25 protein-coding genes, 1 tRNA gene and 1 pseudogene are annotated in these 24,528 nt (G+C 38.9%); 16 read left to right on the forward strand and 11 right to left on the reverse strand.

All coding sequences use genetic code 11. The features are described from left to right. Positions 1–294 precede the first annotated feature (294 nt). Complete coding sequence (locus NMM25_RS03340) at positions 295–624, reverse strand: hypothetical protein (RefSeq protein WP_042767715.1); 330 nt, start codon at positions 622–624, stop codon at positions 295–297. A gap of 168 nt (positions 625–792) precedes the next feature. Here NMM25_RS03340 and NMM25_RS03345 point away from each other — a divergent pair, with 168 nt between their 5' ends. The 7 genes from NMM25_RS03345 to NMM25_RS03375 all read left to right on the forward strand — a co-directional run bounded on the left by NMM25_RS03345 (position 793) and on the right by NMM25_RS03375 (position 9,947). Next, a complete protein-coding gene (locus NMM25_RS03345; protein WP_000773191.1) occupies positions 793–1,335 on the forward strand; it encodes a DUF177 domain-containing protein in 543 nt (180 codons plus the stop codon). After that, positions 1,336–1,965, forward strand: a complete 630-nt coding sequence (gene nth, locus NMM25_RS03350) for an endonuclease III (RefSeq protein ID WP_254735965.1) — start codon at positions 1,336–1,338, stop codon at positions 1,963–1,965. A 210-nt stretch (positions 1,966–2,175) separates the two neighbouring features. Continuing rightward, complete coding sequence (pyrR, locus tag NMM25_RS03355; RefSeq protein ID WP_254735966.1) at positions 2,176–2,697, forward strand: bifunctional pyr operon transcriptional regulator/uracil phosphoribosyltransferase PyrR; 522 nt, start codon at positions 2,176–2,178, stop codon at positions 2,695–2,697. A gap of 18 nt (positions 2,698–2,715) precedes the next feature. Next, on the forward strand, positions 2,716–3,639 hold the full coding sequence (locus NMM25_RS03360) for an aspartate carbamoyltransferase catalytic subunit (protein WP_125441775.1): 924 nt from the start codon (positions 2,716–2,718) through the stop codon (positions 3,637–3,639). A 49-nt stretch (positions 3,640–3,688) separates the two neighbouring features. Next, positions 3,689–4,768: a carbamoyl phosphate synthase small subunit gene (locus NMM25_RS03365; protein ID WP_000166848.1), complete on the forward strand. Its 1,080-nt coding sequence runs from the start codon at positions 3,689–3,691 to the stop codon at positions 4,766–4,768. 447 nt (positions 4,769–5,215) lie between these two features. Continuing rightward, complete coding sequence (gene carB, locus NMM25_RS03370; protein WP_254735967.1) at positions 5,216–8,392, forward strand: carbamoyl-phosphate synthase large subunit; 3,177 nt, start codon at positions 5,216–5,218, stop codon at positions 8,390–8,392. Between the two features lie 220 nt (positions 8,393–8,612). Further along, a complete protein-coding gene (locus NMM25_RS03375; RefSeq protein WP_254735968.1) occupies positions 8,613–9,947 on the forward strand; it encodes an Nramp family divalent metal transporter in 1,335 nt (444 codons plus the stop codon). A gap of 774 nt (positions 9,948–10,721) precedes the next feature. Here NMM25_RS03375 and NMM25_RS03380 read toward each other — a convergent pair. The 7 genes from NMM25_RS03380 to NMM25_RS03410 all read right to left on the reverse strand — a co-directional run bounded on the left by NMM25_RS03380 (position 10,722) and on the right by NMM25_RS03410 (position 15,700). Beyond that, entirely contained in the window at positions 10,722–11,159 is a 438-nt protein-coding gene (locus tag NMM25_RS03380) for a hypothetical protein (RefSeq protein WP_254735969.1), read from the reverse strand. Between the two features lie 164 nt (positions 11,160–11,323). Then, positions 11,324–12,523, reverse strand: a complete 1,200-nt coding sequence (mobV, locus tag NMM25_RS03385; protein WP_254735970.1) for a MobV family relaxase — start codon at positions 12,521–12,523, stop codon at positions 11,324–11,326. 317 nt (positions 12,524–12,840) lie between these two features. Continuing rightward, positions 12,841–13,242, reverse strand: a complete 402-nt coding sequence (locus NMM25_RS03390; protein WP_254735971.1) for a hypothetical protein — start codon at positions 13,240–13,242, stop codon at positions 12,841–12,843. Between the two features lie 35 nt (positions 13,243–13,277). Next, positions 13,278–14,153 carry a replication initiation factor domain-containing protein gene (locus NMM25_RS03395; protein WP_254735972.1) on the reverse strand — a complete coding sequence of 292 codons (876 nt, stop codon included), beginning with the start codon at positions 14,151–14,153 and terminating at the stop codon, positions 13,278–13,280. A gap of 391 nt (positions 14,154–14,544) precedes the next feature. After that, the gene (locus NMM25_RS03400; RefSeq protein WP_254735973.1) at positions 14,545–15,087 is read right to left on the reverse strand and encodes a hypothetical protein; all 543 of its coding nucleotides are present in this window, start codon (positions 15,085–15,087) and stop codon (positions 14,545–14,547) included. 5 nt (positions 15,088–15,092) lie between these two features. Next, the gene (locus NMM25_RS03405; protein WP_254735974.1) at positions 15,093–15,416 is read right to left on the reverse strand and encodes a replication initiator protein A; all 324 of its coding nucleotides are present in this window, start codon (positions 15,414–15,416) and stop codon (positions 15,093–15,095) included. 5 nt (positions 15,417–15,421) lie between these two features. After that, positions 15,422–15,700 carry a DNA-binding protein gene (locus NMM25_RS03410; protein WP_254735975.1) on the reverse strand — a complete coding sequence of 93 codons (279 nt, stop codon included), beginning with the start codon at positions 15,698–15,700 and terminating at the stop codon, positions 15,422–15,424. 147 nt (positions 15,701–15,847) lie between these two features. Between NMM25_RS03410 and NMM25_RS03415 the strand changes: the two genes are divergently transcribed. Beyond that, positions 15,848–16,417, forward strand: a complete 570-nt coding sequence (locus tag NMM25_RS03415; RefSeq protein WP_254736094.1) for a helix-turn-helix transcriptional regulator — start codon at positions 15,848–15,850, stop codon at positions 16,415–16,417. 64 nt (positions 16,418–16,481) lie between these two features. Then, positions 16,482–17,641 (forward strand): annotated as a pseudogene (locus NMM25_RS03420) (tyrosine-type recombinase/integrase). A gap of 104 nt (positions 17,642–17,745) precedes the next feature. Here NMM25_RS03420 and NMM25_RS03425 read toward each other — a convergent pair. The 3 genes from NMM25_RS03425 to NMM25_RS03435 form a co-directional block, all read right to left on the reverse strand. Next, a complete protein-coding gene (locus NMM25_RS03425; protein WP_000710762.1) occupies positions 17,746–17,988 on the reverse strand; it encodes a type B 50S ribosomal protein L31 in 243 nt (80 codons plus the stop codon). A gap of 196 nt (positions 17,989–18,184) precedes the next feature. Then, positions 18,185–19,015, reverse strand: coding sequence for a lantibiotic ABC transporter permease (locus tag NMM25_RS03430; protein ID WP_129312615.1), 831 nt, complete (start codon positions 19,013–19,015; stop codon positions 18,185–18,187). A gap of 107 nt (positions 19,016–19,122) precedes the next feature. Then, on the reverse strand, positions 19,123–20,067 hold the full coding sequence (locus tag NMM25_RS03435) for a bifunctional oligoribonuclease/PAP phosphatase NrnA (RefSeq protein ID WP_254735976.1): 945 nt from the start codon (positions 20,065–20,067) through the stop codon (positions 19,123–19,125). A gap of 103 nt (positions 20,068–20,170) precedes the next feature. Between NMM25_RS03435 and NMM25_RS03440 the strand changes: the two genes are divergently transcribed. The 7 genes from NMM25_RS03440 (at position 20,171) to NMM25_RS03470 (ending at position 24,354) form a co-directional block, all read left to right on the forward strand. After that, the gene (locus NMM25_RS03440) at positions 20,171–20,614 is read left to right on the forward strand and encodes a flavodoxin (RefSeq protein WP_001162125.1); all 444 of its coding nucleotides are present in this window, start codon (positions 20,171–20,173) and stop codon (positions 20,612–20,614) included. Between the two features lie 117 nt (positions 20,615–20,731). Then, entirely contained in the window at positions 20,732–20,998 is a 267-nt protein-coding gene (locus NMM25_RS03445) for a chorismate mutase (protein WP_254735977.1), read from the forward strand. Next, complete coding sequence (crcB, locus tag NMM25_RS03450) at positions 20,995–21,369, forward strand: fluoride efflux transporter CrcB (RefSeq protein ID WP_254735978.1); 375 nt, start codon at positions 20,995–20,997, stop codon at positions 21,367–21,369. Before NMM25_RS03445 ends, crcB (NMM25_RS03450) begins: the two co-directional genes overlap by 4 nt. After that, a complete protein-coding gene (gene crcB / locus NMM25_RS03455; RefSeq protein WP_254735979.1) occupies positions 21,363–21,692 on the forward strand; it encodes a fluoride efflux transporter CrcB in 330 nt (109 codons plus the stop codon). The genes crcB (NMM25_RS03450) and crcB (NMM25_RS03455) overlap by 7 nt, the downstream gene beginning before the upstream one ends. A 118-nt stretch (positions 21,693–21,810) precedes the next feature. Further along, complete coding sequence (gene rplS / locus NMM25_RS03460) at positions 21,811–22,158, forward strand: 50S ribosomal protein L19 (protein WP_001068669.1); 348 nt, start codon at positions 21,811–21,813, stop codon at positions 22,156–22,158. 42 nt (positions 22,159–22,200) lie between these two features. After that, positions 22,201–22,272: transfer RNA gene (locus NMM25_RS03465), tRNA-Arg, on the forward strand. Between the two features lie 306 nt (positions 22,273–22,578). Next, positions 22,579–24,354 carry a DUF4365 domain-containing protein gene (locus NMM25_RS03470; RefSeq protein ID WP_254735980.1) on the forward strand — a complete coding sequence of 592 codons (1,776 nt, stop codon included), beginning with the start codon at positions 22,579–22,581 and terminating at the stop codon, positions 24,352–24,354. Positions 24,355–24,528 lie beyond the last annotated feature (174 nt).

The raw sequence follows: 24,528 nt of genomic DNA on the forward strand, positions 1-24,528 counted from the left end.
TCACTGTTAAAAACTCTATTATCCTCGTTGAAAAGGTCGTCAAACTAGCTTGGAGCTGCCTACCCCAACCCAAAAGGAGCATAGCTTTCCAGTTTTTTGATTTTCAATGAGGACAAGATACTAGAAAATCTAGTATAAAAGAGCACACAAAAAGAGACAAAAACAAGATCTACTAAATAAAGGTTCTTTATTTGATAGATTAGTTGTTCATGTCTCCCTTACCTCCGAGTATTAGTACCTCTATCCTATACCTTTCAGGAAATTTTGTCAATAGAAAACAAGTAATTTCAAGCTCTAAAAACCAAAAACAGGTCCATAGAGAGTCAGTACGTGTTTGACGTGCTCGTAATGGAACTTGTCATAGTTACGCCAAGCGGCGCGTGCTTGATCATTCAGTTTTAGGCTACCCAGTCCAATCAGAAGACTGGTACGTTGGTAAAATTTCTCGAGGTCGATTAAGATACTGTTGTCAATCTTTTCCGCTTTTTTAAGTTCCTTGAGAGTGGTGTTCAGCAGCTCTTGCAGTCGAAGATCATCGGCTGTTCCTTGTTTACAATTTTGGAAACTTTTATTTAACTCGGAAAGGAGTTGATAAGCTTCAGTGATGAGTGCTTTGTCTTCCATATGAGCATCCTCCTTGCTCTGATGTATTCTTGCCTATAGTATAGCACTAATAGGAAAGTTTGTCATAGTAAATATGTTAAAAAATGAGATTTTAATATCAAAGTTTGGGAGGCTGACTTATAGCCTTTTCATGGTATAATCAAGTGAGTACATCTTTATGGAGGAAATATGAAGTTAAATATTCAAGAAATTCGTAAACAACCTGAAGGCCTGCATTTTGAACAAGCTTTAGACCTGGCAGCAGACTTGCGTAAACGGAATCAAGAAATTTTAGATGTCAAAGATATCCTTGCTGTTGGGAAGGTCCAGTACGAAGATCGTCTGTATTTCTTAGACTATCAGTTGTCATATACCATTGTTCTTGCTTCCAGCCGCAGTATGGAGCCAGTTGAGTTGGCTGAGTCTTATCCAGTCACAGAGGTCTTCATGGAAGGAGCGACTAACCAACTGGACCAGGAAGTTCTAGACGATGACTTAGTCTTGCCTATCGAAAATGGGGAAATCGACCTTGCTGAGAGCGTAGCAGATAATATCCTGCTCAATATCCCTATCAAAGTCTTGACGGCAGAAGAAGAGGCGGGCCAAGGTTTTGTGTCTGGAAATGACTGGCAAATCATGACTGAGGAAGAATACCAAGCTCAACAAGCAGTCAAGAAAGAAGAAAACAGTCCATTTGCTGGCTTGCAAGGACTATTTGATGGAGACGAGTAGATGGTTTTATCCAAGAAACGTGCCCGTCATGTCATAGAGGAAATTATTGCCCTTTTTCCAGATGCTAAGCCTAGTCTTGATTTTACTAATCATTTTGAACTACTGGTTGCAGTGATGCTGTCAGCCCAGACCACAGATGCTGCGGTAAATAAGGCCACACCAAGTCTCTTTGCTGCTTTTCCAACGCCACAAGCCATGTCTGTAGCGACAGAGAGTGAAATTGCTTCACACATTTCTCGCCTGGGACTGTATCGAAATAAGGCTAAATTCCTTAAAAAATGTGCCCAACAGTTACTAGACGATTTTGATGGTCAAGTGCCTCAGACTCGAGAGGAATTAGAAAGTCTAGCTGGTGTTGGTCGTAAAACAGCAAATGTCGTCATGAGCGTGGGCTTTGGAATTCCAGCTTTTGCAGTGGACACTCATGTGGAGCGTATCTGTAAGCATCACGATATCGTTAAAAAATCAGCTACGCCACTTGAAGTAGAAAAACGTGTCATGGACGTTCTGCCACCAGAAGAATGGTTAGCAGCCCACCAGGCCATGATTTACTTTGGACGAGCTATCTGCCATCCCAAAAATCCAGAATGTGACCACTATCCCCAATTATATGATTTTAGTAATGTTTAAGGGGACTCTGAAAAAGTTTTTGCTTGATTTTAAGGGTGCTTTGTGCTATAGTAAATAGTAACTAAATAGTCCTTTAAACCTGTCCCGTGAGGCAGGCAAGGAGCGCGATAAAGTAGAAGGGTGAAGTCTATACTGTTTATAGTGGGGCTCGCTTAGCTATACATTTCAAGTCTCCTTGTAGAAGGAGACTTTTCTTTTTGGAGGTTTGTCATGAAGACAAAAGAAGTTGTAGACGAATTGACTGTCAAACGAGCGATTACGCGTATTACTTATGAGATTATTGAGCGCAATAAAGATTTGAATAAAATTATCCTAGCTGGGATAAAAACGCGTGGTGTTTTCATCGCTCATCGTATCAAAGAACGCTTGGAGCAGTTGGAAAACATCACTGTTCCTGTTGTGGAATTGGACACCAAACCTTTCCGTGATGATGTTAAAAGCGGAGAAGATACTTCTTTGATTTCTGTTGATGTGACAGACCGTGAAGTTATCTTGGTGGATGATGTACTCTATACAGGCCGTACCATCCGTGCTGCGATCGATAACATTGTCGGACATGGTCGTCCTGCGCGCGTGAGTTTAGCGGTGCTAGTTGACCGTGGACATAGAGAATTGCCTATCCGTCCAGATTACGTTGGGAAAAATATCCCAACTAGCCGTTCTGAAGAAATCATCGTAGAGATGATAGAACTTGATGGCCAAGACAGAGTTCTGATTACTGAAGAAGCTTAGAAAGCTGAAGGAGTAGCCATGTCAGAAAATCAACAAGCATTGAATCATGTGGTGTCCATGGAAGACCTCACTGTTGATCAAGTGATGAAATTAATCAAACGAGGAATTGAGTTTAAAAACGGCGCCCAGCTTCCCTACGAAAACAAACCTATTGTGTCTAATCTCTTCTTTGAGGATTCTACACGAACACATAAGTCCTTTGAAGTGGCAGAAATTAAACTGGGGCTGGAGCGACTGGACTTTGATGTGAAGACTAGCTCGGTCAATAAGGGTGAGACACTTTATGATACCATCTTGACCCTATCTGCTCTAGGAGTGGATGTCTGTGTGATTCGCCACCCAGAGGTCGACTATTACAGAGAGTTGATTGCGAGTCCGTCGATTACGACTTCCATTATCAATGGTGGTGATGGTTCGGGACAACATCCTAGCCAGAGCTTGCTTGATTTGATGACTATTTATGAGGAATTTGGCCACTTTGAGGGTCTCAAGGTTGCTATTGCAGGCGACTTGGATCACTCACGCGTTGCCAAATCCAATATGCAGATTTTGAAACGCTTGGGAGCTGAACTGTACTTTGCAGGACCTGAGGAATGGAGAAGTCAAGAGTTTGCGGACTATGGACAGTTTGTAACTATTGATGAGATTGTTGATCAGGTGGATGTTTTGATGTTACTCCGAGTTCAACATGAACGCCACGAAAGTGGAGCGGTCTTTTCAAAAGAAGACTACCATGCTCAACACGGTTTGAACCAAGAACGCTATAATCGCTTAAAAGAAACAGCAATCATTATGCATCCTGCTCCAGTGAATCGAGATGTGGAAATTGCTGACCACTTGGTTGAAGCACCAAAATCACGCATTGTCCAACAAATGACCAATGGTGTCTTTGTTCGAATGGCAATCTTAGAATCCGTATTGGCGAGTAGAAGCGCCAACTAAAACACAAGACATTAAAAGACGCCAGTGAGCGTCCACGAGAGGTGAAAATATGACAAAAAGACTTCTAGTATTAGAAGATGGCACAGTTTTTGAAGGCAAGGCCTTCGGAGCAGATATTGATGTAACAGGTGAGATCGTCTTTAACACAGGGATGACCGGCTACCAAGAATCCATTACAGACCAGTCTTATAATGGACAAATCTTGACTTTCACTTATCCTTTGGTGGGAAATTATGGAATTAACCGTGATGATTATGAATCCATCATTCCAACTTGTAAGGGAGTTGTCGTTTTCGAAGAGGCGCGTCGAGCTAGCAACTGGCGCAACCAAATGACCTTGGATGAATTTTTGAAAGCCAAGAAAATTCCAGGTATCTCAGGGATTGATACGCGTGCACTTACCAAGATTATCCGTAAGCATGGTACGATGCGTGCAACCTTGACCCATGTTGGAGACAGTATGGACCATGTGACGGACCAGCTCCAAGCAACAGTCTTGCCGACAGACAATATCAAGCAGGTTTCTACTAAAACTTCCTATCCAGCTCCAGGTGTTGGTTTGAGTGTGGTCTTAGTAGACTTTGGTCTCAAGCACTCAATCCTACGTGAACTTTCTAAGCGTAACTGTAACGTTACGGTTGTTCCGTATTCAACAACAGCGGAAGAAATTCTCCACCTAAATCCAGATGGAGTTATGTTGTCAAATGGTCCAGGTAACCCAGAAGACGTTCCAGAAGCACTGGACATGATTCGTGGTGTGCAAGGAAAAATTCCAATTTTCGGTATTTGTATGGGACACCAACTTTTTGCCATGGCAAATGGGGCTAAGACCTACAAGATGAAATTTGGTCACCGCGGATTTAACCACGCAGTACGTGAAATTGCAACAGGACGCGTAGACTTTACCAGTCAGAACCATGGTTATGCAGTCAGCCGTGAGGATTTGCCAGAGCACTTGATCATCACCCACGAAGAAATCAATGACAAGTCAGTTGAAGGAGTTCGCCACAGATACCAACCAGGTTTCTCTGTACAATTCCACCCAGACGCAGCTCCTGGTCCACACGACGCTAGCTACCTATTTGACGAGTTTATTGAGATGATGGAAGCCTTTAAACAATCAAATTAAGAACGAGCAAAAGCTCGTCGGAGAATTTATGTAACTGAACACGGACGGAAAGCTCGGAATTTAGAGAAACCAACTTGGATTGTCAATCCTTCCTTGGTTTCCTAAAATTCAATCGCTTTCTATTCGTCCTTTGTATCTTATTTAATGGCAACCAGAGAGTTGCCGAATAGAAAGGCAGGTCGTTTCTTTTAGTCGCTATTGGGCGAACTAAAAACTCCCTGCACTAGATTTTTTATCGAAAAATATCGTTTCTCTAAAAAATCGTCGGAGAATTTATTTAATGTCGCTCTGTGAGGCGACGAATAGAAAGGAGAAGATACATTGTTCGCGGAAGTGAACACGCCCTAAGAACTGTGTGAAAAAGATAAACATCGTCTTGACGCTAAAGGCGTCTGCACCGAGTTTCCTATTTTCACTGTGTTCTTTACGGGCTTTGTATCATAAACTATGCCTAAACGTACTGATATTCAAAAAATTATGGTGATTGGTTCTGGTCCGATTATTATTGGTCAGGCTGCTGAGTTTGACTACGCGGGGACCCAGGCCTGCTTGTCTTTGAAAGAGGAAGGTTATGAAGTTGTCTTGGTGAACTCAAACCCTGCCACCATCATGACGGACAAGGAGATTGCGGACAAGGTCTACATCGAACCGATCACACTCGAGTTTGTGACACGTATTCTCCGTAAGGAACGTCCAGATGCTTTGCTTCCAACTCTTGGAGGTCAGACAGGGCTCAATATGGCCATGGAATTGTCTAAGAATGGTATCCTAGATGAGCTCGGTGTCGAACTTCTAGGTACTAAATTGTCTGCCATCGACCAAGCAGAGGACCGTGACCTCTTTAAACAATTGATGGAAGAGCTTGAGCAGCCAATTCCAGAATCTGAAATTGTCAACACAGTGGAAGAAGCTGTTGCCTTTGCGACATCAATCAGCTACCCAGTTATCGTTCGTCCAGCTTTCACACTTGGTGGTACTGGTGGTGGTATGTGTGCCAACGAGGAAGAATTGCGTGAAATCGCTGAAAATGGGTTGAAACTGTCACCTGTTACCCAATGTTTGATTGAACGTTCAATCGCAGGTTTCAAAGAAATCGAGTACGAAGTCATGCGCGATTCAGCTGACAATGCCCTCGTTGTTTGTAACATGGAAAACTTTGACCCCGTTGGGATTCACACAGGGGATTCCATCGTATTTGCTCCTGCGCAAACCATGTCAGACTATGAAAACCAAATGCTACGCGACGCGAGCTTGAGCATTATCCGCGCCCTCAAGATTGAAGGAGGATGTAACGTTCAGCTGGCCCTTGATCCGCATAGCTTCAAGTACTATGTTATCGAAGTAAACCCTCGTGTATCGCGTTCGTCAGCTCTTGCTTCTAAGGCGACGGGTTATCCGATTGCCAAATTGGCTGCCAAGATTGCAGTTGGTTTAACCCTGGATGAGGTTATCAACCCAGTTACAGGTTCAACCTATGCCATGTTTGAGCCAGCCCTTGACTACGTTGTTGCTAAGATTCCACGTTTCCCATTTGACAAGTTTGAAAAAGGTGAGCGTCGTCTTGGGACCCAAATGAAGGCGACTGGAGAAGTCATGGCTATTGGTCGTAACATTGAGGAGTCACTTCTCAAGGCATGTCGTTCACTTGAAATTGGGGTTCACCACAATGAAATGCCGGAGCTTGCAGATATTTCAGATGATGCCTTGATTGAAAAGGTTGTCAAGGCCCAAGATGACCGTCTCTTCTACGTATCAGAAGCTATTCGCCGTGGTTACACGCCAGAAGAAATCGCTGAATTGACTAAGATTGATATCTTCTATCTGGATAAACTCTTGCACATCTTTGAAATTGAGCAAGAATTGGGTGCCCATCCACAAGATCTAGAAGTCTTGAAAACAGCTAAACTCAATGGATTTTCAGACCGTAAGATTGCTGAACTTTGGGAAACGACAGCTGACCAAGTTCGCCAACTTCGCTTGGAAAACAAGATTGTCCCAGTTTACAAGATGGTCGATACTTGTGCGGCAGAATTTGACTCTGAAACACCATATTTCTATTCAACCTATGGATGGGAAAATGAGTCTATCAAGTCTGACAAGGAATCTGTACTTGTCCTAGGTTCAGGTCCAATCCGTATCGGTCAAGGGGTTGAGTTTGACTACGCAACAGTTCACTCAGTTAAAGCTATCCAGGCAGCTGGTTATGAAGCCATCATCATGAACTCAAATCCAGAGACCGTTTCAACCGACTTCTCGGTATCAGACAAACTTTACTTTGAGCCATTAACATTCGAAGATGTCATGAATGTTATTGACTTGGAGCAACCAAAAGGCGTTATTGTTCAGTTTGGTGGTCAAACAGCTATCAACCTTGCAGAGCCATTGGCAAAAGCAGGTGTGACCATCCTTGGTACGCAAGTCGCTGACTTAGACCGTGCCGAAGACCGTGACCTCTTCGAGCAAGCCCTTAAAGACTTGGATATTCCACAGCCACCAGGACAAACGGCTACCAATGAAGAAGAAGCCGTGCTTGCTGCTCGCAAGATTGGTTTCCCAGTCCTCGTTCGTCCTTCTTATGTCTTGGGTGGCCGTGCCATGGAAATCGTAGAAAACGAAGAAGATCTTCGTTCTTACATGCGTACCGCTGTTAAGGCCAGTCCAGACCACCCAGTTCTTGTTGATTCATACATCGTTGGACAAGAGTGCGAAGTTGATGCCATTTCAGATGGAGAAAATGTTCTCATCCCTGGTATCATGGAGCATATCGAACGTGCCGGTGTTCACTCAGGTGACTCAATGGCCGTTTACCCACCACAAACCTTGTCTCAAAAGTTGCAGGAGACCATCGCAGACTATACTAAACGCCTAGCAATCGGCCTCAACTGTCTTGGAATGATGAACATTCAGTTTGTCATCAAGGATGAAAAAGTCTATGTTATTGAGGTCAACCCACGTGCCAGCCGTACGGTTCCATTCCTTTCTAAGGTAACCAATATCCCTATGGCTCAGGTGGCGACTAAGCTCATTCTTGGACAAAATCTTGAAGAACTTGGCTATCAAGATGGACTTTATCCAGAAAGCACTCGCGTTCATATCAAGGCGCCAGTCTTCTCCTTTACCAAGTTAGCTAAGGTAGACAGCTTGCTCGGGCCTGAAATGAAGTCAACAGGGGAAGTCATGGGTTCTGATACTACTTTGGAAAAAGCTCTCTACAAGGCTTTTGAAGCTTCTTACCTGCACTTGCCAACCTTTGGAAATGTTGTCTTTACCATCGCTGATGATGCCAAAGATGAAGCCTTGGACTTGGCTCGTCGTTTCCAAAATATCGGCTACGGTATCCTCGCGACAGAAGGGACAGCAGCCTTCTTTGCTAGTCATGGACTTCAAGCCCAACCTGTTGGTAAGATTGGTGACGATGAACAGGATATCCCAAGCTATGTCCGTAAAGGAAAAATCCAAGCGATCATCAATACTGTCGGAACCAAACGAACTGCTGACGAAGATGGTGAGCAAATCCGTCGTTCAGCCATTGAACATGGTGTGCCACTCTTTACAGCCCTAGATACAGCTAATGCCATGCTTAAGGTGCTTGAAAGCCGTAGTTTTGTCACAGAAGCGATCTAGTTGAGAAAGCATTTTCACAGTTTTAAAGCCAGCGTTTTCTGACGCTGGCTTTTATAATACTGATATTGCCTATTTCAACTATCATTTCTTTTATTAGGAATCATTCCAAAATGTGATATAATAAGGGTGAATTGGAAATAGGTAAACTATTTTCATCATTCTTTCAAAAAATATTCTATTAAGAAATATGTAAAGACAGATTAGAAAGTGGGAAATCCCTATGTCCTCTTATGAAAAAGTCTCTCTTTCTGAGATCAATCAATCTATTGAGACTCCAAATAACAATCATTTTTGGCAAAATCTAAAAGCATTCTTAGGACCTGGTGCACTTGTGGCAGTTGGCTACATGGATCCAGGAAATTGGATCACCAGCGTGGTTGGTGGTGCCTCCTACAAGTACAGCCTTTTATTTGTTATTTTAATTTCATCCATCATTGCCATGCAGCTACAACAGATGGCTGGGAAGCTCGGTATCGTGACTAGGATGGACCTAGCGCAGGCAACAGCTCATCATGCTCCCAAGTGGCTTCGCTATAGTTTGTGGGTGATTTTAGAATTAGCTTTAATGGCGACAGACTTGGCTGAGGTTCTAGGTTCAGCGATTGCCTTAAATCTTTTGTTTAAAATACCGATTATGATTGCTATCCTTCTAACCGTTTTAGATGTATTTTTGTTACTTTTATTGATGAAATTTGGCTTCAAAAAAATTGAAGCCATTGTTACGACCCTTATTTTAACCATATTAGCCATCTTTACCTATCTTGTGGCCTTATCTAATCCAAGTATCCAGGGGATTATTGGTGGTTATTTACCAACTTCAACTTTATTTGAAACACCGTTACCAGGTCATGAAAGTCAATTGACCTTGGCTCTAGGGATTGTAGGTGCGACAGTCATGCCCCATAATCTCTATCTCCACTCCTCTCTATCCCAAACAAGGAAAATCAATCACAAAGATAAGAAGGATGTTCGAAAAGCAGTTCGCTTTATGACCTGGGATTCAAATCTTCAGTTGTCCCTAGCCTTTATTGTTAATTCCTTGCTTCTCATTTTAGGTGCCTCTCTCTTTTTTGGTCATGCATCTGAAATTTCGGCCTTCTCCCAAATGTACAATGCTTTACAGGATTCGACAATAGCAGGAGTGATAGCCAGCTCAACCTTGTCAACTTTATTTGCTCTAGCCCTCCTAGCAAGCGGCCAAAATTCGACTATTACAGGCACTTTGACAGGACAGATTGTCATGGAAGGCTTCTTACATCTGAAATTGCCTCAGTGGATTATCCGTATCGGTACCCGTATTTTTGCCTTGCTCCCTGTGATTATTGTTGCCGTCTTGTTTGGACATCAAGAAAAAACCTTGGATCAGTTATTGGTCTATTCACAGGTCTTTCTGTCAATCGCTCTTCCGTTTTCAATCTTCCCCTTAATCTATCTGACCTCTAAGAAGTCACTGATGGGAGAATTCACCAATGCCAAGTGGAATACAATCCTAGGTTACGCAGTTTCCATTATCTTAACCATTCTCAATGTCAAGCTTCTTTTCGATATTTTTTAAACCCGTTTGAAATCAATTATAGTGTCAGCGTGAAGGTTGACAAATAGAAAGTAGTAGAAAAAGAAGTACAAAAAAAGAACAGTGGTAACTGTTCTTTTTTTGATTATTTGAGACCGTATTTTACAAAGATATACTCTATAGTGTTTAAATCCTTATTAAATCAACGTTTCTAAAGGGGATATAGCTGTAAAATATTATATATATACCGTATTGTTAAACCAAGACGGTACCAAAAAGGTACCAAAAATTAAGGTTTCGGAGCTTATAAAATAATGAAAGTTGTCTCAAGTATTTGGGCTTTTTTTATTGACTTTTTTTGTAATGAATGAGATAATAAAAACACGAAGAAGTATCTCATAGATACACCAAACCCCCGAGGACGGCCAGGTCTCTCGAGGGTTTTTTTGTGGTGTTTTGGGCTAGCCTTAGCGTTTGTCCTCGTCATCTAGCCACTTGATGAGATAGTGAGCCAGTATCTCAACCGTGATTCCGAGTAAGAGCTCGAAGAAGTAACTCATAGAACAACACCTCCTTTCGCATTAATTTGCGGAAGGTAGCTTCAGCAATTTGTATTATATCACAATAAAAGACTCTAAACTAGAGCCTTTTATAATTTATCTTAAAAATCGTCGTAGCGCTTTAGTTGACTGTCGTACAGAGCGGTCAAGAAAGCGTAATGCAGAAAATGCAAGCATCCAACCAAACAGTGTTTTTCTCATGGCGTTACCTCCTTACTAAATAGTATACCACAGCTTATTTTTTAGCTGCGATTTCCTAGACGGTCTTCTTATTGAAAAATTCAATTTTTTCAATCGGAGTCATATTGCGATATGTTTTGATAAAATCACGATAAATCAGATACTTTTTATCAGGGTCAAGTAAGTCATTAAAGAGTTTAATAACTCCAGTTTTAAAGCTATCAATATCCTCAATAACAAGAAGAATATAAGGTGATTTTTGTATTAGATGGATGTTATAGTTATCCTTGAGACGAATTTCTAAAACATTGATAGCCAGGGCATTTGACCAAAACGATTCTCCCTGTTCATCTGAGGTAAAATAAGGCTCAATAATGCTAAGTGGATAGGCTGATGGTATATAGTTTCCAGTGATTTCTTTAAAAACTGACTGTAGGAAACCCAGTAATATTTTTCCAGAAAATGTAGCGGGTTGTTTAATTTTGTGTACTAAAGGTTTGTTAATATTGTTCATCTTTTTCTCCTTGTTCATTTATTCCATGGTTCTCTTGACAACAAGTAACCTAGTCTTTTTTAGCCTTTGGCAATCGATCGTCAGCTTTTCAGCCTGACGACTCGACTGTCTTTAGTCTAAAGTCGACTAGCTTGTTATCAAGAGACTTTCACGGCATAAAGTGCTTAAAATATATTTTTTGCAATCATATTTTTAACACTTCGAGCGACTGACATAATGGTTATTCTTGGTGGACGTATTTGATTTATGACATGTAACATTCTGCTGAATTCTTTAGGATGCATGTAATTTCTTGCTGTTTTGCGCCAAAACGCAAGTTTTTTATTTACAGCATTTAATTGCTCACCCAATCGTTTTATGCTTTCATTGAGTTTTTTATTTGCGTGTTTTAGGTTATCGACTTCTGATTTTAGTGTACGATTTTCAGATAATATATGATCACTCTTCATCAGTTCTTTAGCTAAGTTATTCTGTTTAGAAAGTGATTGCTGTAATTGCTGTTCAAGGTTGCTGTTTTCATGCCTTAGCCTATTATTATCCAGGGCATGTTGGGAGACTGTATGAAAGAGTCTGTCATAGGTTTCTTTATCCATTTTTAGTTTTCCGTCAAATGTACGTCTGACTAATTTGTCTTTTTTCATTTCTTCAATCTGTAGAGGTTGAATAGACTCCAAAACAGCTATATCATCTAGTAAAGCATCTTTCTCTTTTTCTAGTTGTTTTAGTTTTTCGGTTTTATCAACTATCTTTTTATCAGTATCATCTAGTAAGCGTTGCTTTTCTTTAAATTCTGCTGTTTCGAGGTGTTTCTTCTTGCTATCAGACTCCCCACGTTGCAAATTATATCCATGTTCGTTCAGGTATCTAGGAAATGCCTCCTGGATCTCTTTCAGTTGGTCACGACTGCCAAATAATGATTTAGAGCTTAACTTGCCATTTTGCATAGGCACAAGTCCTAAGTGCATATGTGGCGTACTCTCGTCAAGATGTACCATAGCATAAGCGATATTACTATTACCGTATCTTTCAGCAAAGAAATTTTTTGCTGTTTCAAAAAAATTCTTAATCTGTTCTGGACTCATATTTTCAAAAAATGCCTTATCTGATGTAATAATCCATTCATTACACAAAACGGCATCTTTACGTAGAGCACGTTTGGAAATTTTATTATCGTTGATGTATTGTTTAATCTGCCTATCGTATGGGATAGAGCGGTCACGGTCGGTTAATTCATAGTTTAGGTGAGTTTTTTCTGGGTCAATATCCTTGTTCGAGTGATTTTCAAAAATTCGTTCATTGTGACGATAGGCACCACCAAGATTTCCAGATTTCATTTTTTGCATCCTAGCTACTGCGTAACTCATAGCTTGTTCTCCTTTCTCGGCTCAAAGGGTCGCCGAGCTGGTGGCGGAAGATTGCCACCAGGACTAAGTGACCCATAGGGTAGATTTTTTCCTGAAGAATCGGCACGACTTCCATGTAAAGTGTAACGCACTACACTTTACTCCGTAAATGTGCGTTCTCCGAAGGGTCTTGCAGACGGCATATCGCTCCGAATACAGGAGCGACATCGAACCATCTCTCGAGCCACAAGAGAAGTTTCGACTATACTCGCCAAAGCGAGTAGGGCACCCTGTCGGTGCCCCTGGGTCGGACGCTTCGCATTGTCCGACAAATGCCGTCAGAAGACGGCAAAGGCTAAAGCTACAAGGAAAGCTATAGATACAGTAGTGAGTGCAAGCATTAAGTAAATTCTATGTTGTTCCAATCGTTCAGCATAATCTGCCCAAGCTTTTAAATTTTGTTGCTCACTCTTCCTATAGCCTTTCAATAGTTGCAAATCTTGTTCTAGTTGTTTGCCTTGTTCTTTAGCCTCCTCTAATTCTTTCTCAAGTTTAATCACATCATTTTCAAAATGATAATCTTCAAGTATTCTAATGCCTATTAAATCAAGGTTTTCAACCTTTTGGTTGTCTAGGTATAAATGACCTTTCAACCTCTCTTTATATTTTGGAGATCGTATCCGTTTATAGATGGATTGACTACTAACTCCCAGGCTATCAGCGTAGTCTTTTATTCTCATTTTAGGCCTAATAACTCCTTGTTAATACTGGATTTTCAACCAAATGGTTGAAAGCTATTTTTTGTTTCTCTTCCCCCATAATAAGCAAGCTGTTTTTCTAATATTGGTCGTTCATGTTTTAATAAATCTTTCATCAATTTCAGATAGTCAATATCAGATGTTTTATAGGTTTCTAAAATCTTTTTATATTTAGTTCTTGTATTTCTATGTAATTTTTGCCAAACATTTTTATTGCGTGTATATGCGACTAAATATATCTGAGTTTCAACTGGTAAATCATCAAACACAAAAGGTTTAAAGATAACAGAGTCAATGACCTCGAATATTTCTTCAACCGAGCGACTGCGGAGCTGAAATTCTAAGCGCCACCAATGCTGGAACTGCTGGGCAAATTTCTTGTCCTCCTCAGAGCCATTTTCTAATTGTTCAACTTTTTTGTTATAGAGTCTGATTTGCTTTTCTGACCTGGAGGCGCCTAGATATTTAGTTTCTAGTTTTCCATTCTGGTCTCTCCATTCTTTGGTAGCAGTAGGGCGACCTTTCTTTTCAAGAATAAACTCACTACAATCAACTTCAAATATATCAAAAGCTAAATCGACTCGAGAGATTGCAATATCTTCAAGATATGGTATAATTGTATCTAAGATATTAATATCAATCTGTCGGAGTTTATTGGGGTTAAACTCTATCCTGAAAGGGCGAGCATTAAAGGCTTGTCCTTTTAATTTGTCGTAGTCTAGGAGGAGTCTAACGTGACTTCCGTCCCGAGTGATTGCTCTAAACATATCAGTCATTGCAGTCTGGACGATAATGGCTGTATGACTTTCTATCAAACTTTTGAGATCAAGGAGTTTGATAGGTTTGATATAAGCTGTAATAGTGATGTTGTCCAAGCTAACTTTTAATTCCAAATCAACCTCCTTTCTTGTAGAGGTCGCCTATCGGCGCCTCTTTTTTGTCTGCACAAAGACCTCCGTAAAATGACATTCTTGGGGGAGCAACCCCAAGCCGACTTCGTCGGACCATTTTCATTTTGCTACGGTCAAACTTGCCAAAAAATGGGTGTAGTAAATGCACATCAGATGTGCACATAGCGGGCTGTTAGAGGAGCCCGCGTTATAAATTTTTGAGCTTTCTCAAAATTTAGTCTCAAAATCTCATTTTCAAAATATTTTCATAGTTGTTTTCATAACTGTTTTAGGACTAGAAATTTTGTAGATCTGGAACAGATTTTTGAAAAAGAACAACTCTTTCAATCAAAAATATTTTTTGGATTTTCTCAATGATATCTTCAGGAGGAATTTATTTGTTATTCTTGTATTTAAAGAATCGATCTTTAGCCTTTTTGATTTCTCCTAAATTGTCAGCCACATCAGCAAACAATAACTCATTCAGTTCAAACCAACGTAGTTCAGACTGTTTACGGACAACCTCGAAGTTCCTCCAAAAACGTCTACCCTCATCTAGTTTTTCTGCCTTAGCGAAAATATGAGCTCTTTCTAGTTTGCGTTGCTTACGTGGGATAAAACTCCCTAAATCTTCAATTCCAACACCTGCAAAAATTTCCCCATCTTTAACAGCAATAGGAAACCTTAGAGTTTTCAGTTTATTATTTGAAACAAGCTCTAGAAACTCACTCAATGTCGTTTTATAGTCCAATTTATATCTTAAGAAAGCTGGCTTTAGCAATATAAAAAAATCAGGTGTTTTAGATGCGAAAGATAATAAGGTGTCTTTATCAATATCTTTATAATCGCATGATAAGAATGCGACTTGCCTATTATTAAGCCAGTTTTCTATAGTGTTTTTTTGCTCGGTGTCATCACTAAAATAGATTGTCAACATTCTTTCTATAACTCCTTCACATAAATTCTATCAGGTTGATGAAGTAGAGGATTGTGTTTGTAAACTGTAATCAAGTCAGCAATCTGTAAACGATATTTCAAGTTAGTTATTCTTGATGTACTAAATCCAAACATTCCAGCGAGTTCTTCCCTTGTGTAAGCAAGATAAATTTCTCCATCATCATCTACCCATCCCATTTCAACAGCTTCTTCTTTTTTGCTGAGAAGAAGTATATAAAAAATTATTGCATAAGGGGAGAGGTCTCTGTATTCTTCCTCGAACAATAATGCTTTAGGAAGATAGTAGTAATAATCGTCATCGTAATTCATATATCTCACCTTTCATATTGTTGTAACCATTGAGCGACTTTGTGTTTATCGTACAGGGTCACTCCGTCAATTACCATGTGGGGCATACCTTCACGTTGCCATTTGACAACGGTAGTAGTTGATACATCAAGCCAACGGCACAAGCCTGCCATACGTAGCATGGGTTTATAGAGCTCCTGATCCACAAAAGCTTTTTCGATGGCTTTCTGAAGCATGGTATCGTAACGAGCAAGCAACTTCTTTTCTGTTGCTTTTGGGAGGTGGATGGTAAAGTTTTCTGTCATATTCTGACCCCTTTCTTAATTTTATAAACCCCGAAAGTTATTTTATAACTATTATTTTAAGTTAAAAAATAACTTATGTCAAGAAAAAAGTTATTTTTTAATTATTTGTGTTATAATTTTAAATATAAAATGCCAGAAAGGAAAAAAATGAGCAATAGACTAAAAGTTTTAAGAAAAGAAAAAGGATTGACTCAAGCTGATTTAGCAAAAGTTTTGAATACTAACCAGTCTCAATACGGGAAATATGAAAATGGAAAAACAAATCTTAGTATAGAAAATGCAAAAATTCTTGCAGGATACTTTGGAGTGTCCGTACCTTACTTACTAGGTCTTGATGATAATCCTGTATTAAAAGATCCAGGTGCACCTAAAGAGATGATTAAAGATTTCTATAAAGTGTTGACAAAAGGTACGAGTATAGAGCATAAAATTACTAAATGGACTCCATTTGGTGATGAACTTGCCATTATACTTAAAGAACTCAATCAGTCAGAGGCATTGTCTGACTACATTGATTTTCTAGCAAGTAAAAAAGGCTTCAACCATGTTTTAGTTAAAGCAGTTAAGGAATTTATAGCCGACGAGAAACAAGGCCTTATTCCATTCCTGATTAACAAATCAAGTGCAGAAGACTCTCCTTATCATTATGTTTGGGAGGCATGGATAAATTCTGACGAATACAAGAGACGGCAAGAAGAGAAAAAGAGTAAGAAATAACTGACAATCATGATTTCTTTATTTTATAAGCTCCGAAACCTTAAAAAATAAAGGAGAAATTAGAATGTCTATTATTAAATATAAGGCTAAAAAGTCTAAATCAGGGTATCTTTATAAGGTCAGAATCTACAGGGTGATTGATGGCAAACGTCAGGACTTCTTTAAAAGCGGTTTTAAGAGCCTTAGAGAGGCTAGACAATATGAAGAGCTATGATTTACCACAAAAAAGCGTCAGGAGACCTCTCAGGGCTTCTGAGAGTCTCTGAGAGACGTTTTGATGAAGTTTTTGAAGAATGGTTCAAAACTTATCAAAACACAGTAGAGAGGACGACAAGCGTCCGTACAGATGATTTGTTTAGAATCCATATCTTGCCAGTTCTTGGAAAGATGAAAATTTCCAAAATTACTCCTTGGCACTGCCAAGACTTTATTACCGAAAAAGGTCAGACTTTTAGAAATATCAAACAGGTAAAATCTTATACTAGCCAAGTGTTTGATTTTGCTTTGAAAATGAAATTGATTACAGACAACCCAATGAAGCAAACGATACTCCCAAAAAGAGAGCGGAAGAAGTCAGATAACTTCTTTAGCGTTGAGGAGTTGCATGAGTTTTTAGCTATTATTAAGGCAGAAGAGCCTTATAAAAACTATGCCTTATTTCGTTTGTTGGCCTATAGTGGCTTAAGGAAAGGGGAGCTGTATTCTTTGAGGTGGTCTGATATTGATTTTGATAATCAATTACTTTCTATCAGCAAAAATCTAGGTAGAATCAAAGGGAAAGCAGTTGAGAAAAGCACTAAAAACAGGTTTTCTATACGGCAAATCCCTTTAGATACTGAGACAGTCTCGATTTTGAAAGAGTGGAAACAAAAGAGCAGAAAAGAAAAGGGGCAACTGTCAGTTACCCCATTGATTGATAGTGATTACATGTTTACGTTTGTTGGCCGAGATGGAAAGATAGAGCCTTTATATCAGGACTATATCAATAGTGTTCTAAAGCGAATCATCAGGAAACATGGCTTGAAGAAGATAACTCCTCATGGCTTCAGACATACTCATGCAACCTTGATGATTGAAGTAGGGGTTGACCCTGTCAATGCGGCCAAAAGATTAGGTCATGCAAGTAGTCAGATGACCCTGGATACTTATAGCCATTCTACAGTAGCAGGAGAGAAGAAAGCTATCACAAAATTTGTAGATTATCTGGATAGTGCAAAAGGTTAGTTTTCCAAGACGGTACCAAAAACGGTACTAAAAACAAAAAAAGCCAATTCCAATTTCTTGGAAAAGGCTTTGTATCAACGTTTTTAAGCAATAAATGCGGTTGATTATTTGAGACCGTATTTTTTGTTGAAACGATCCACGCGTCCATCTGCTTGAGTGAACTTTTGACGTCCAGTGTAGAATGGGTGTGAGTCTGATGAAATTTCCACACGGATCAATGGGTAAGTTTCGCCTTCGAACTCAACAGTTTCGTTAGAGCGTTTAGTTGAACCGCTAAGGAATTTGTAACCAGTAGTTGTGTCCATGAAGACAACTGGGCGATATTCTGGATGGATATCTTTTTTCATTTTGCAATATTTCCTTTCTGCCATGGTCTCTTTGCGAGCCATAGATTGTTACCATACTAGTCTATCAGATTCTGATAAGTTTGGCAAGTCTTTTCCCTGATTTTATTAAAAATCTTGATAAAAAATCACTCCAGTGTTTACTAGAGTGACGGTAGAAGAATGCTTAGTTCTCTTGATTTGGAGCTTTTTCTTCTTGTTAATTTTTTACTTCTGTTTCTTTTACTGGTTCTGCGTTTTCTTCTGCTGATTTAGCTTCTTTTTCAGATTCAGTAGTTTCTGTTTCTGTTGATTCTGTTACAGTTTCAGCTTCAGCCTCTGTTTCAGTTGGTTCGGCTACTGGTTCAGCTTCTGTTTTTGTTTCAGATTCAGTAGTTTCTTCTTGTACTGGTTCTGCATTTTCTGCTGCTGATTCAGCCTCCACATTAGTTGGTTCCTTAGCTTCTTCTTTTTGCTCGGTTTCCTCTTTAGCAGTCTCTGTTTTCTCAGCAGTAGTTTCTTCTTTTTTACGTTCTTGAGATTCTTTTTTGATTTCTTCTACTGCAGTTTTAACGGTAGAGCTTGTTACACGTCCAACAGTTTGAGCAAAATCTTTACCAGACTCAGCTAATTCAGTAAATGACTCTTTTGTAATTTTACCACCTGACATTGCCAAGAGACCAGTTACAACAAGTGCAATGCTAGCAAGAAGAGCCAAAATCAAACCAAAGCCGATTGAAACGCCATATCCACCAAAGTTAGACACGTACTTGTTTACACTAAAAAGATTAATTAGTGTGACGAGAGTTGCAATTGCACCCGCAACAATGACACCAATTGAGAACCCTTTAGGCATTGCTTTATTCATATTATTTAGGCATGCAAGAACAATAGATACAATAGCTGCGATAATGACAAACCACCCATCTCCTTGGTAACCATTCACACTATAGGAACCAAAAGCACCTGCATTTAAACTGGCCCATGGCAAGAGTGAACCAAGGATTGCTACTCCAGCAGAAATGAGGATAAACAAACGATTTTTTTCCATTATTAAGTCTCCTTTTATTCGGTTTGATTTATTATACCATAAACTGAGGTACAAAGAAACCGTATATTTTAAGAATATAGCATATAAAAGGCCAAGAAAATTCTTTCTTAGCCTTGGTGAATCTGTAGAACTTCTTTCAGCTCTTGGTATATTTGTTCGTTTTCTTCTAGATTATAGGAATTAGCGCCACTGGCTAATGGATGCCCTCCACCGTCATGTCGTTTGGCAATTTCATTGATAGGAGTGATTTTACTGCGCATTCGCACGCGGAAGTGGCCATCAGTTTGTTCAACAAAGATAGCCCAAGCCTTAACGGTATCGATTCGGCCAGGTGCTCCGACAATTGCCGCTGTTTCAGCATCCGTAACCTTATATTTTTCCAAGATGTCTTGAGTAAGCAGAACGCGTGCAGCCCCGTCTTCATCAACTTCTAAATGATCATAGACAAAGCCTTGCAGTTTTGCAATCTTGAAGCTCATGGTATCCATTTGACGAGACAATCCAGCAAAGTCAAAATCAATTTCTCGGAGCTGGCCAGCTATTCTAAAGGTACGAGCACTAGTTGAAGGGTAGAGAAAACGCCCTGTGTCCCCGACAATTCCTGCATAGAGAAGTCGTGCCGCTTCACTAGACAAAGTTAGCTGATTTTCTTGAGCAAATAATGCAATCATCTCACTGGCACTGCTTGAACTTGTATCCACCCAAGATAGGTCACCATAGATATCATCATTTGGATGGTGATCGATTTTGATGGTGAAAGCAGCTTGTTCGTAGCGTTTATCATCGATACGAGGGCGATTCGCTGTATCACAAATAATAGCAAGAGCTCCTTGGTAGTCACTGTCTTGGACAGTATCCATTTCTGCCATCCATGTCAAAGTCGGTTCATTATAGCCGACAGCTTTGATGGTCTTTTCAGGAAAATGGTGTGTGAGAAGAGCTTTCAAGCCCACTTGACTCCCTAAGGCATCAGGATCTGGTTTCATATGACGATGAATGATAATCGTGTCGTATTCTTTGATTTTCTCTAAAATTTGCTGGCAAATGTCCATAAATAACCTCAATTCTTTCTCATTTTATTGTAGCACAAGAATTTTTATTTTTAAAATGAAAAAGATATGATATAATGGAGAAAGATAAATTGAGGAGGACGATATGGCATTAGCAAAAATTGTATTTGCCAGTATGACCGGTAATACCGAAGAAATTGCAGATATTGTAGCAGATAAATTGCGTGACTTGGGCTTGGATGTCGATGTTGATGAATGTACGACTGTTGACGCTTCAGACTTCTTGGAAGCGGATATCGCAATCGTTGCGACTTACACTTACGGAGACGGAGAATTGCCTGATGAGATGATGGACTTCTACGAAGACCTAGCTGATCTCAACTTGAATGGCAAAATCTACGGAGTGGTCGGTTCAGGAGATACCTTCTACGACGAATTCTGTAAGGCTGTTGATGACTTTGATCGTGTATTTGTAGCAACAGGAGCTGAAAAAGGTTCAGAGTGCGTTAAAGTGGATCTGTCTGCTGAGGAAGAAGATATCGAACGCTTGGAACAATTCGCAGAAGAATTGGCTGCAAAAGTAGGATAAGAATCAAACTGCGCTGACTGGAAGAAGTCAGTGCGTTTTTTTATTAGTTTTTTTGGGATTTTACTAGCCTATTTAGAGGCTTTTTGATACAATAATTCAAATAAAGGAGGAGACTGTATGAACTTAGATATTATTCGCCAAGAAATTGATCAAATTGACGATCAAATCGTCAAGCTCCTAGAAGAACGGATGCACCTAGTTGAAGGGGTTGTCGCTTATAAAAAAGCATCTGGTAATCCAATCTTAGACTCTAAGAGAGAAGAAGTTATTTTTGAAAAAGTCAAAAGTCGAGTGGAAGATACGCGCTATCAGGAGACTATTGTTGCGACTTTTTCTGACATACTCAAACGTTCGCGTGATTACCAGGATCAAAACATCAAATGAAAAAAGAACAATTTTATCCGCTAGGGATTTTTCTAGCTGCAATGGTGGGCGGACTTGTCCGCTATCTAGTTTCCACTTGGTTACCAGCTAGTCCAGAATTTCCTTGGGGTACCCTCCTTGTCAACTATCTGGGCATTATCTGCCTGGTCTATCTGGTAAAAGGCTATCTGGTATATAAGGGAACTAGTAAAGGCTTGGTTTTGGCGCTGGGTACAGGATTTTGTGGTGGGCTAACAACCTTTTCTAGTCTAATGCTTGATGCCGTGAAATTGCTCGATACCGGGCGTTATCTTAGTTTAGGCATCTACTTATTTTTGAGCATTGGTGGAGGTCTGCTCTTGGCTTATGTTCTAGGGAGGAAGAAATGGTAATCGTTTATCTTGCAATCGCCTGCGGGTTCGGAGCCTTGGTTCGTTATTTCTTTTCTCGCTATAATCAAGCTTCTAAATTGCCCCTAGGAACTCTCATAGCCAATCTTCTCGGCTGTTTTTTAATCGGCCTACTCTACAATCATGTGGAGTCCAAGGAAGTCTATGCTATCCTAGCGACAGGTTTTTGTGGTGGGTTGACGACCTTTTCAACTCTGAATGACGAGCTGCAAAGACTATTCAGTGACAAGAAGGTATTTTATAGCTATTTTCTCTTAACTTATATAGGCGGTTTTCTAGCGATTTTTTTAGGAATTCTGCTATAAATTTCTTTACTTTTAGGTGGAAATTTGGTAAACTGTATCTTGTGTGTAATGGACGCACAAAAATACAGTTTATCCGCTGAGGAAGGTTCCTCAAGATTGACAAAGATAGGAGAATAAAATGAATCCATTAATCCAAAGCTTGACTGAAGGTCAACTTCGTACAGATATCCCATCATTCCGTCCTGGTGACACTGTTCGTGTACACGCGAAAGTTGTCGAAGGTAACCGTGAACGTATCCAGATTTTTGAAGGTGTTGTTATTGCACGTAAAGGTGCTGGCATCTCAGAAAACTACACAGTTCGTAAAATCTCTAACGGTGTAGGTGTTGAGCGTATCTTCCCAATCCACACTCCACGTGTTGAAAAGATCGAAGTTGTTCGTTACGGTAAAGTACGTCGTGCGAAATTGTACTACTTGCGTGCACTTCAAGGTAAAGCAGCTCGTATCAAAGAAATCCGTCGTTAATTCGACTAAAAAACTCTGCTCATCCAGCAGGGTTTTTCTCTGGCTCCCTTAGTTCAATGGATATAACAACTCCCTCCTAAGGAGTAGTTGCAGGTTCGATTCCTGCAGGGGGCATTTTTAGTAATGTAAAGAAAGACAAAGAAAATTCAAAATGTTTGTTTATAGGCAATCATCACAAGTTTGTTTTTTAAAATAACTTAGTATTTTTGGAATTTTTGACCAAAGTGTGACCAAAAGTCAATGAATATAGAATAAAGTAGATCAGGAAACTGGTCTATTTATTTTGTAATTATTAATGAACAGTATTTTTTAAGTTTATAATATTCAGTTTAAGTTAAATAGTTGTAATTATAGTATATAAGTTTTTCTTTGTTAATGTTATAATATAAAGTATATAGAGCTATTTTTCGAGGTGCGGATTTGGCAAATAATAGAAAAATTGAGACATTAGGTGTTTCACATCTGTCTACATTTATAGATAAGCATGAGTTACTTCAATCTTATTTTGATAGAAATGATAAAACTCCAGTGTGGGATGGAGAAATTCATGTTCTTAAATCACCGAGTGAGAAGAAAGAGGAAATATTAGGTAAAGTACCTGTTCAGATTAAAACCACTAGACAGAAAAAAGATGTGTTAAAATCCTTCTCATTAGATACTAGAGATTTAGAACTATATAAATCAAATGGTGGAGTAGTTTTATTTGTAGTTTGGTTGAATGAGGATAATGGTTTAAGAGATATTTACTATAAGTCATTACCTCCTCTTTCTATAAAGAATTTGCTCAGAAAGAGTAAACTAAAAAATAAATCTACAAATAAGAAGAAACTTTCCATAGAGATTTTTAAACTGGATGATAAAAAAATGTATCCAATGTTAGTGGATTTCATAAACAATAGTCAGAAGCAGTATAGTTTCATAAATGTCGAAGGTATTTCAGTTGAGGACATTTCTGATGATAAAACTCTAAAGTTCTACTTCTATGGTCAGGAAAAAGAAGAAATTTTTAACTATCAGGAAGAACATGATCTCTTTATTTATTATTTAGATCCTATAACTGGCATAGAAATACCTCTTGAAAACACAATTAAGATTGTAGAAACTGAAGAAGAAACGGATTTAATTATAAAAATAGGCGATCATGTTTTTCAAGACGTAAAAAGACATCGTTTTCCTGATGGGAGTGTACAGCTTCATTTTGGTGAAAGCTTTACAATGTCTTTTGATATAAAGAAGAAACAATTCAAATTTAACTATACTAGGCCGGATTTGCTGTCAAAAGCTATAAAGTGTACTCAGGTATTTCAAGAGCTAGGAAAAATCGGATATTTTAACCTTAATGGTAATAAAATAGAGTTAGATGAACGGTCAATAAAGGATATTTCTTCATTTGATTTAGAGGCTGATATAAAGGGATTGTTAAAAATTTCTAACTTTATGAAAAAAATGGGTATACAAAAAGATGTTGATTTATCTTGCTTTGATAAACAATCTCAAAGGAATCTAAATATTCTTTATTCAGGTCTTGTCTTAAAAAAGAAAGTTGCTTTAAATTATAATGAATCGAAATTACTTCACCTAAATATTGCTAACATCCACATTATAACTTTATATAGTTTTTTGTCAGATAAAAATGGAACTATGATAGACATTTTTACTGAAACTCCTTGGTGCCGGGAAGGAGAAACTGAAGATGAAGATTATTTAGACATTTCAATTTTTGAAGTATTTGAACCAAACGATTGGCTAAAAATTGATAATTGTAAAATTGATTCAGTTATTGCCTCATATCAAAGATTGGTAGATAATAAGCTGAAATATGAAGGCGCTGACCGTACTATTTTAAAAATAGTTATCGCTGCAGACATGGCAGAAGATATGACTAAAAGAGAGTTGTTACTTAATTGGGCTCAATGTCTTTCTAATTGGAACTTAAAATACTCCCAAAATAGTGAGATGGCTATAATAAATGACCTTCAAATAAAATCTAGAGTTCGTAAATTAAACAGCAAAGAAATGGAGATTCTAAGCAATATTTTAGTAAATAGTAATGATAACTATGAACTTTGTTTCGGTTCATCAGTGTTATTAAAATCGAAACCGCAAGCTGATTTATTTTGGAATAAACTGGATAATGAGACAAAAGAAAGATATAAAGACTTTCCTATTTATACTTTGTATATGAAATTATCGTAAAAATTAAAAGAGATTGTAAGAAAATAACATATGGAAATAAAGAAAGTAATGTATTACAATACAGTGCCACAATTAAGGAAGCAATACCTATTTTTGTACTCTCAAGATTTAAGTAACGTACAACTGCAATTCAATTTATTAATTTACTCTCATTGTGATATGTTCATACTAAAA

It is taken from the genome of Streptococcus sp. CF10-1, from assembly GCF_024295825.1.
Lineage (GTDB): Bacteria > Bacillota > Bacilli > Lactobacillales > Streptococcaceae > Streptococcus.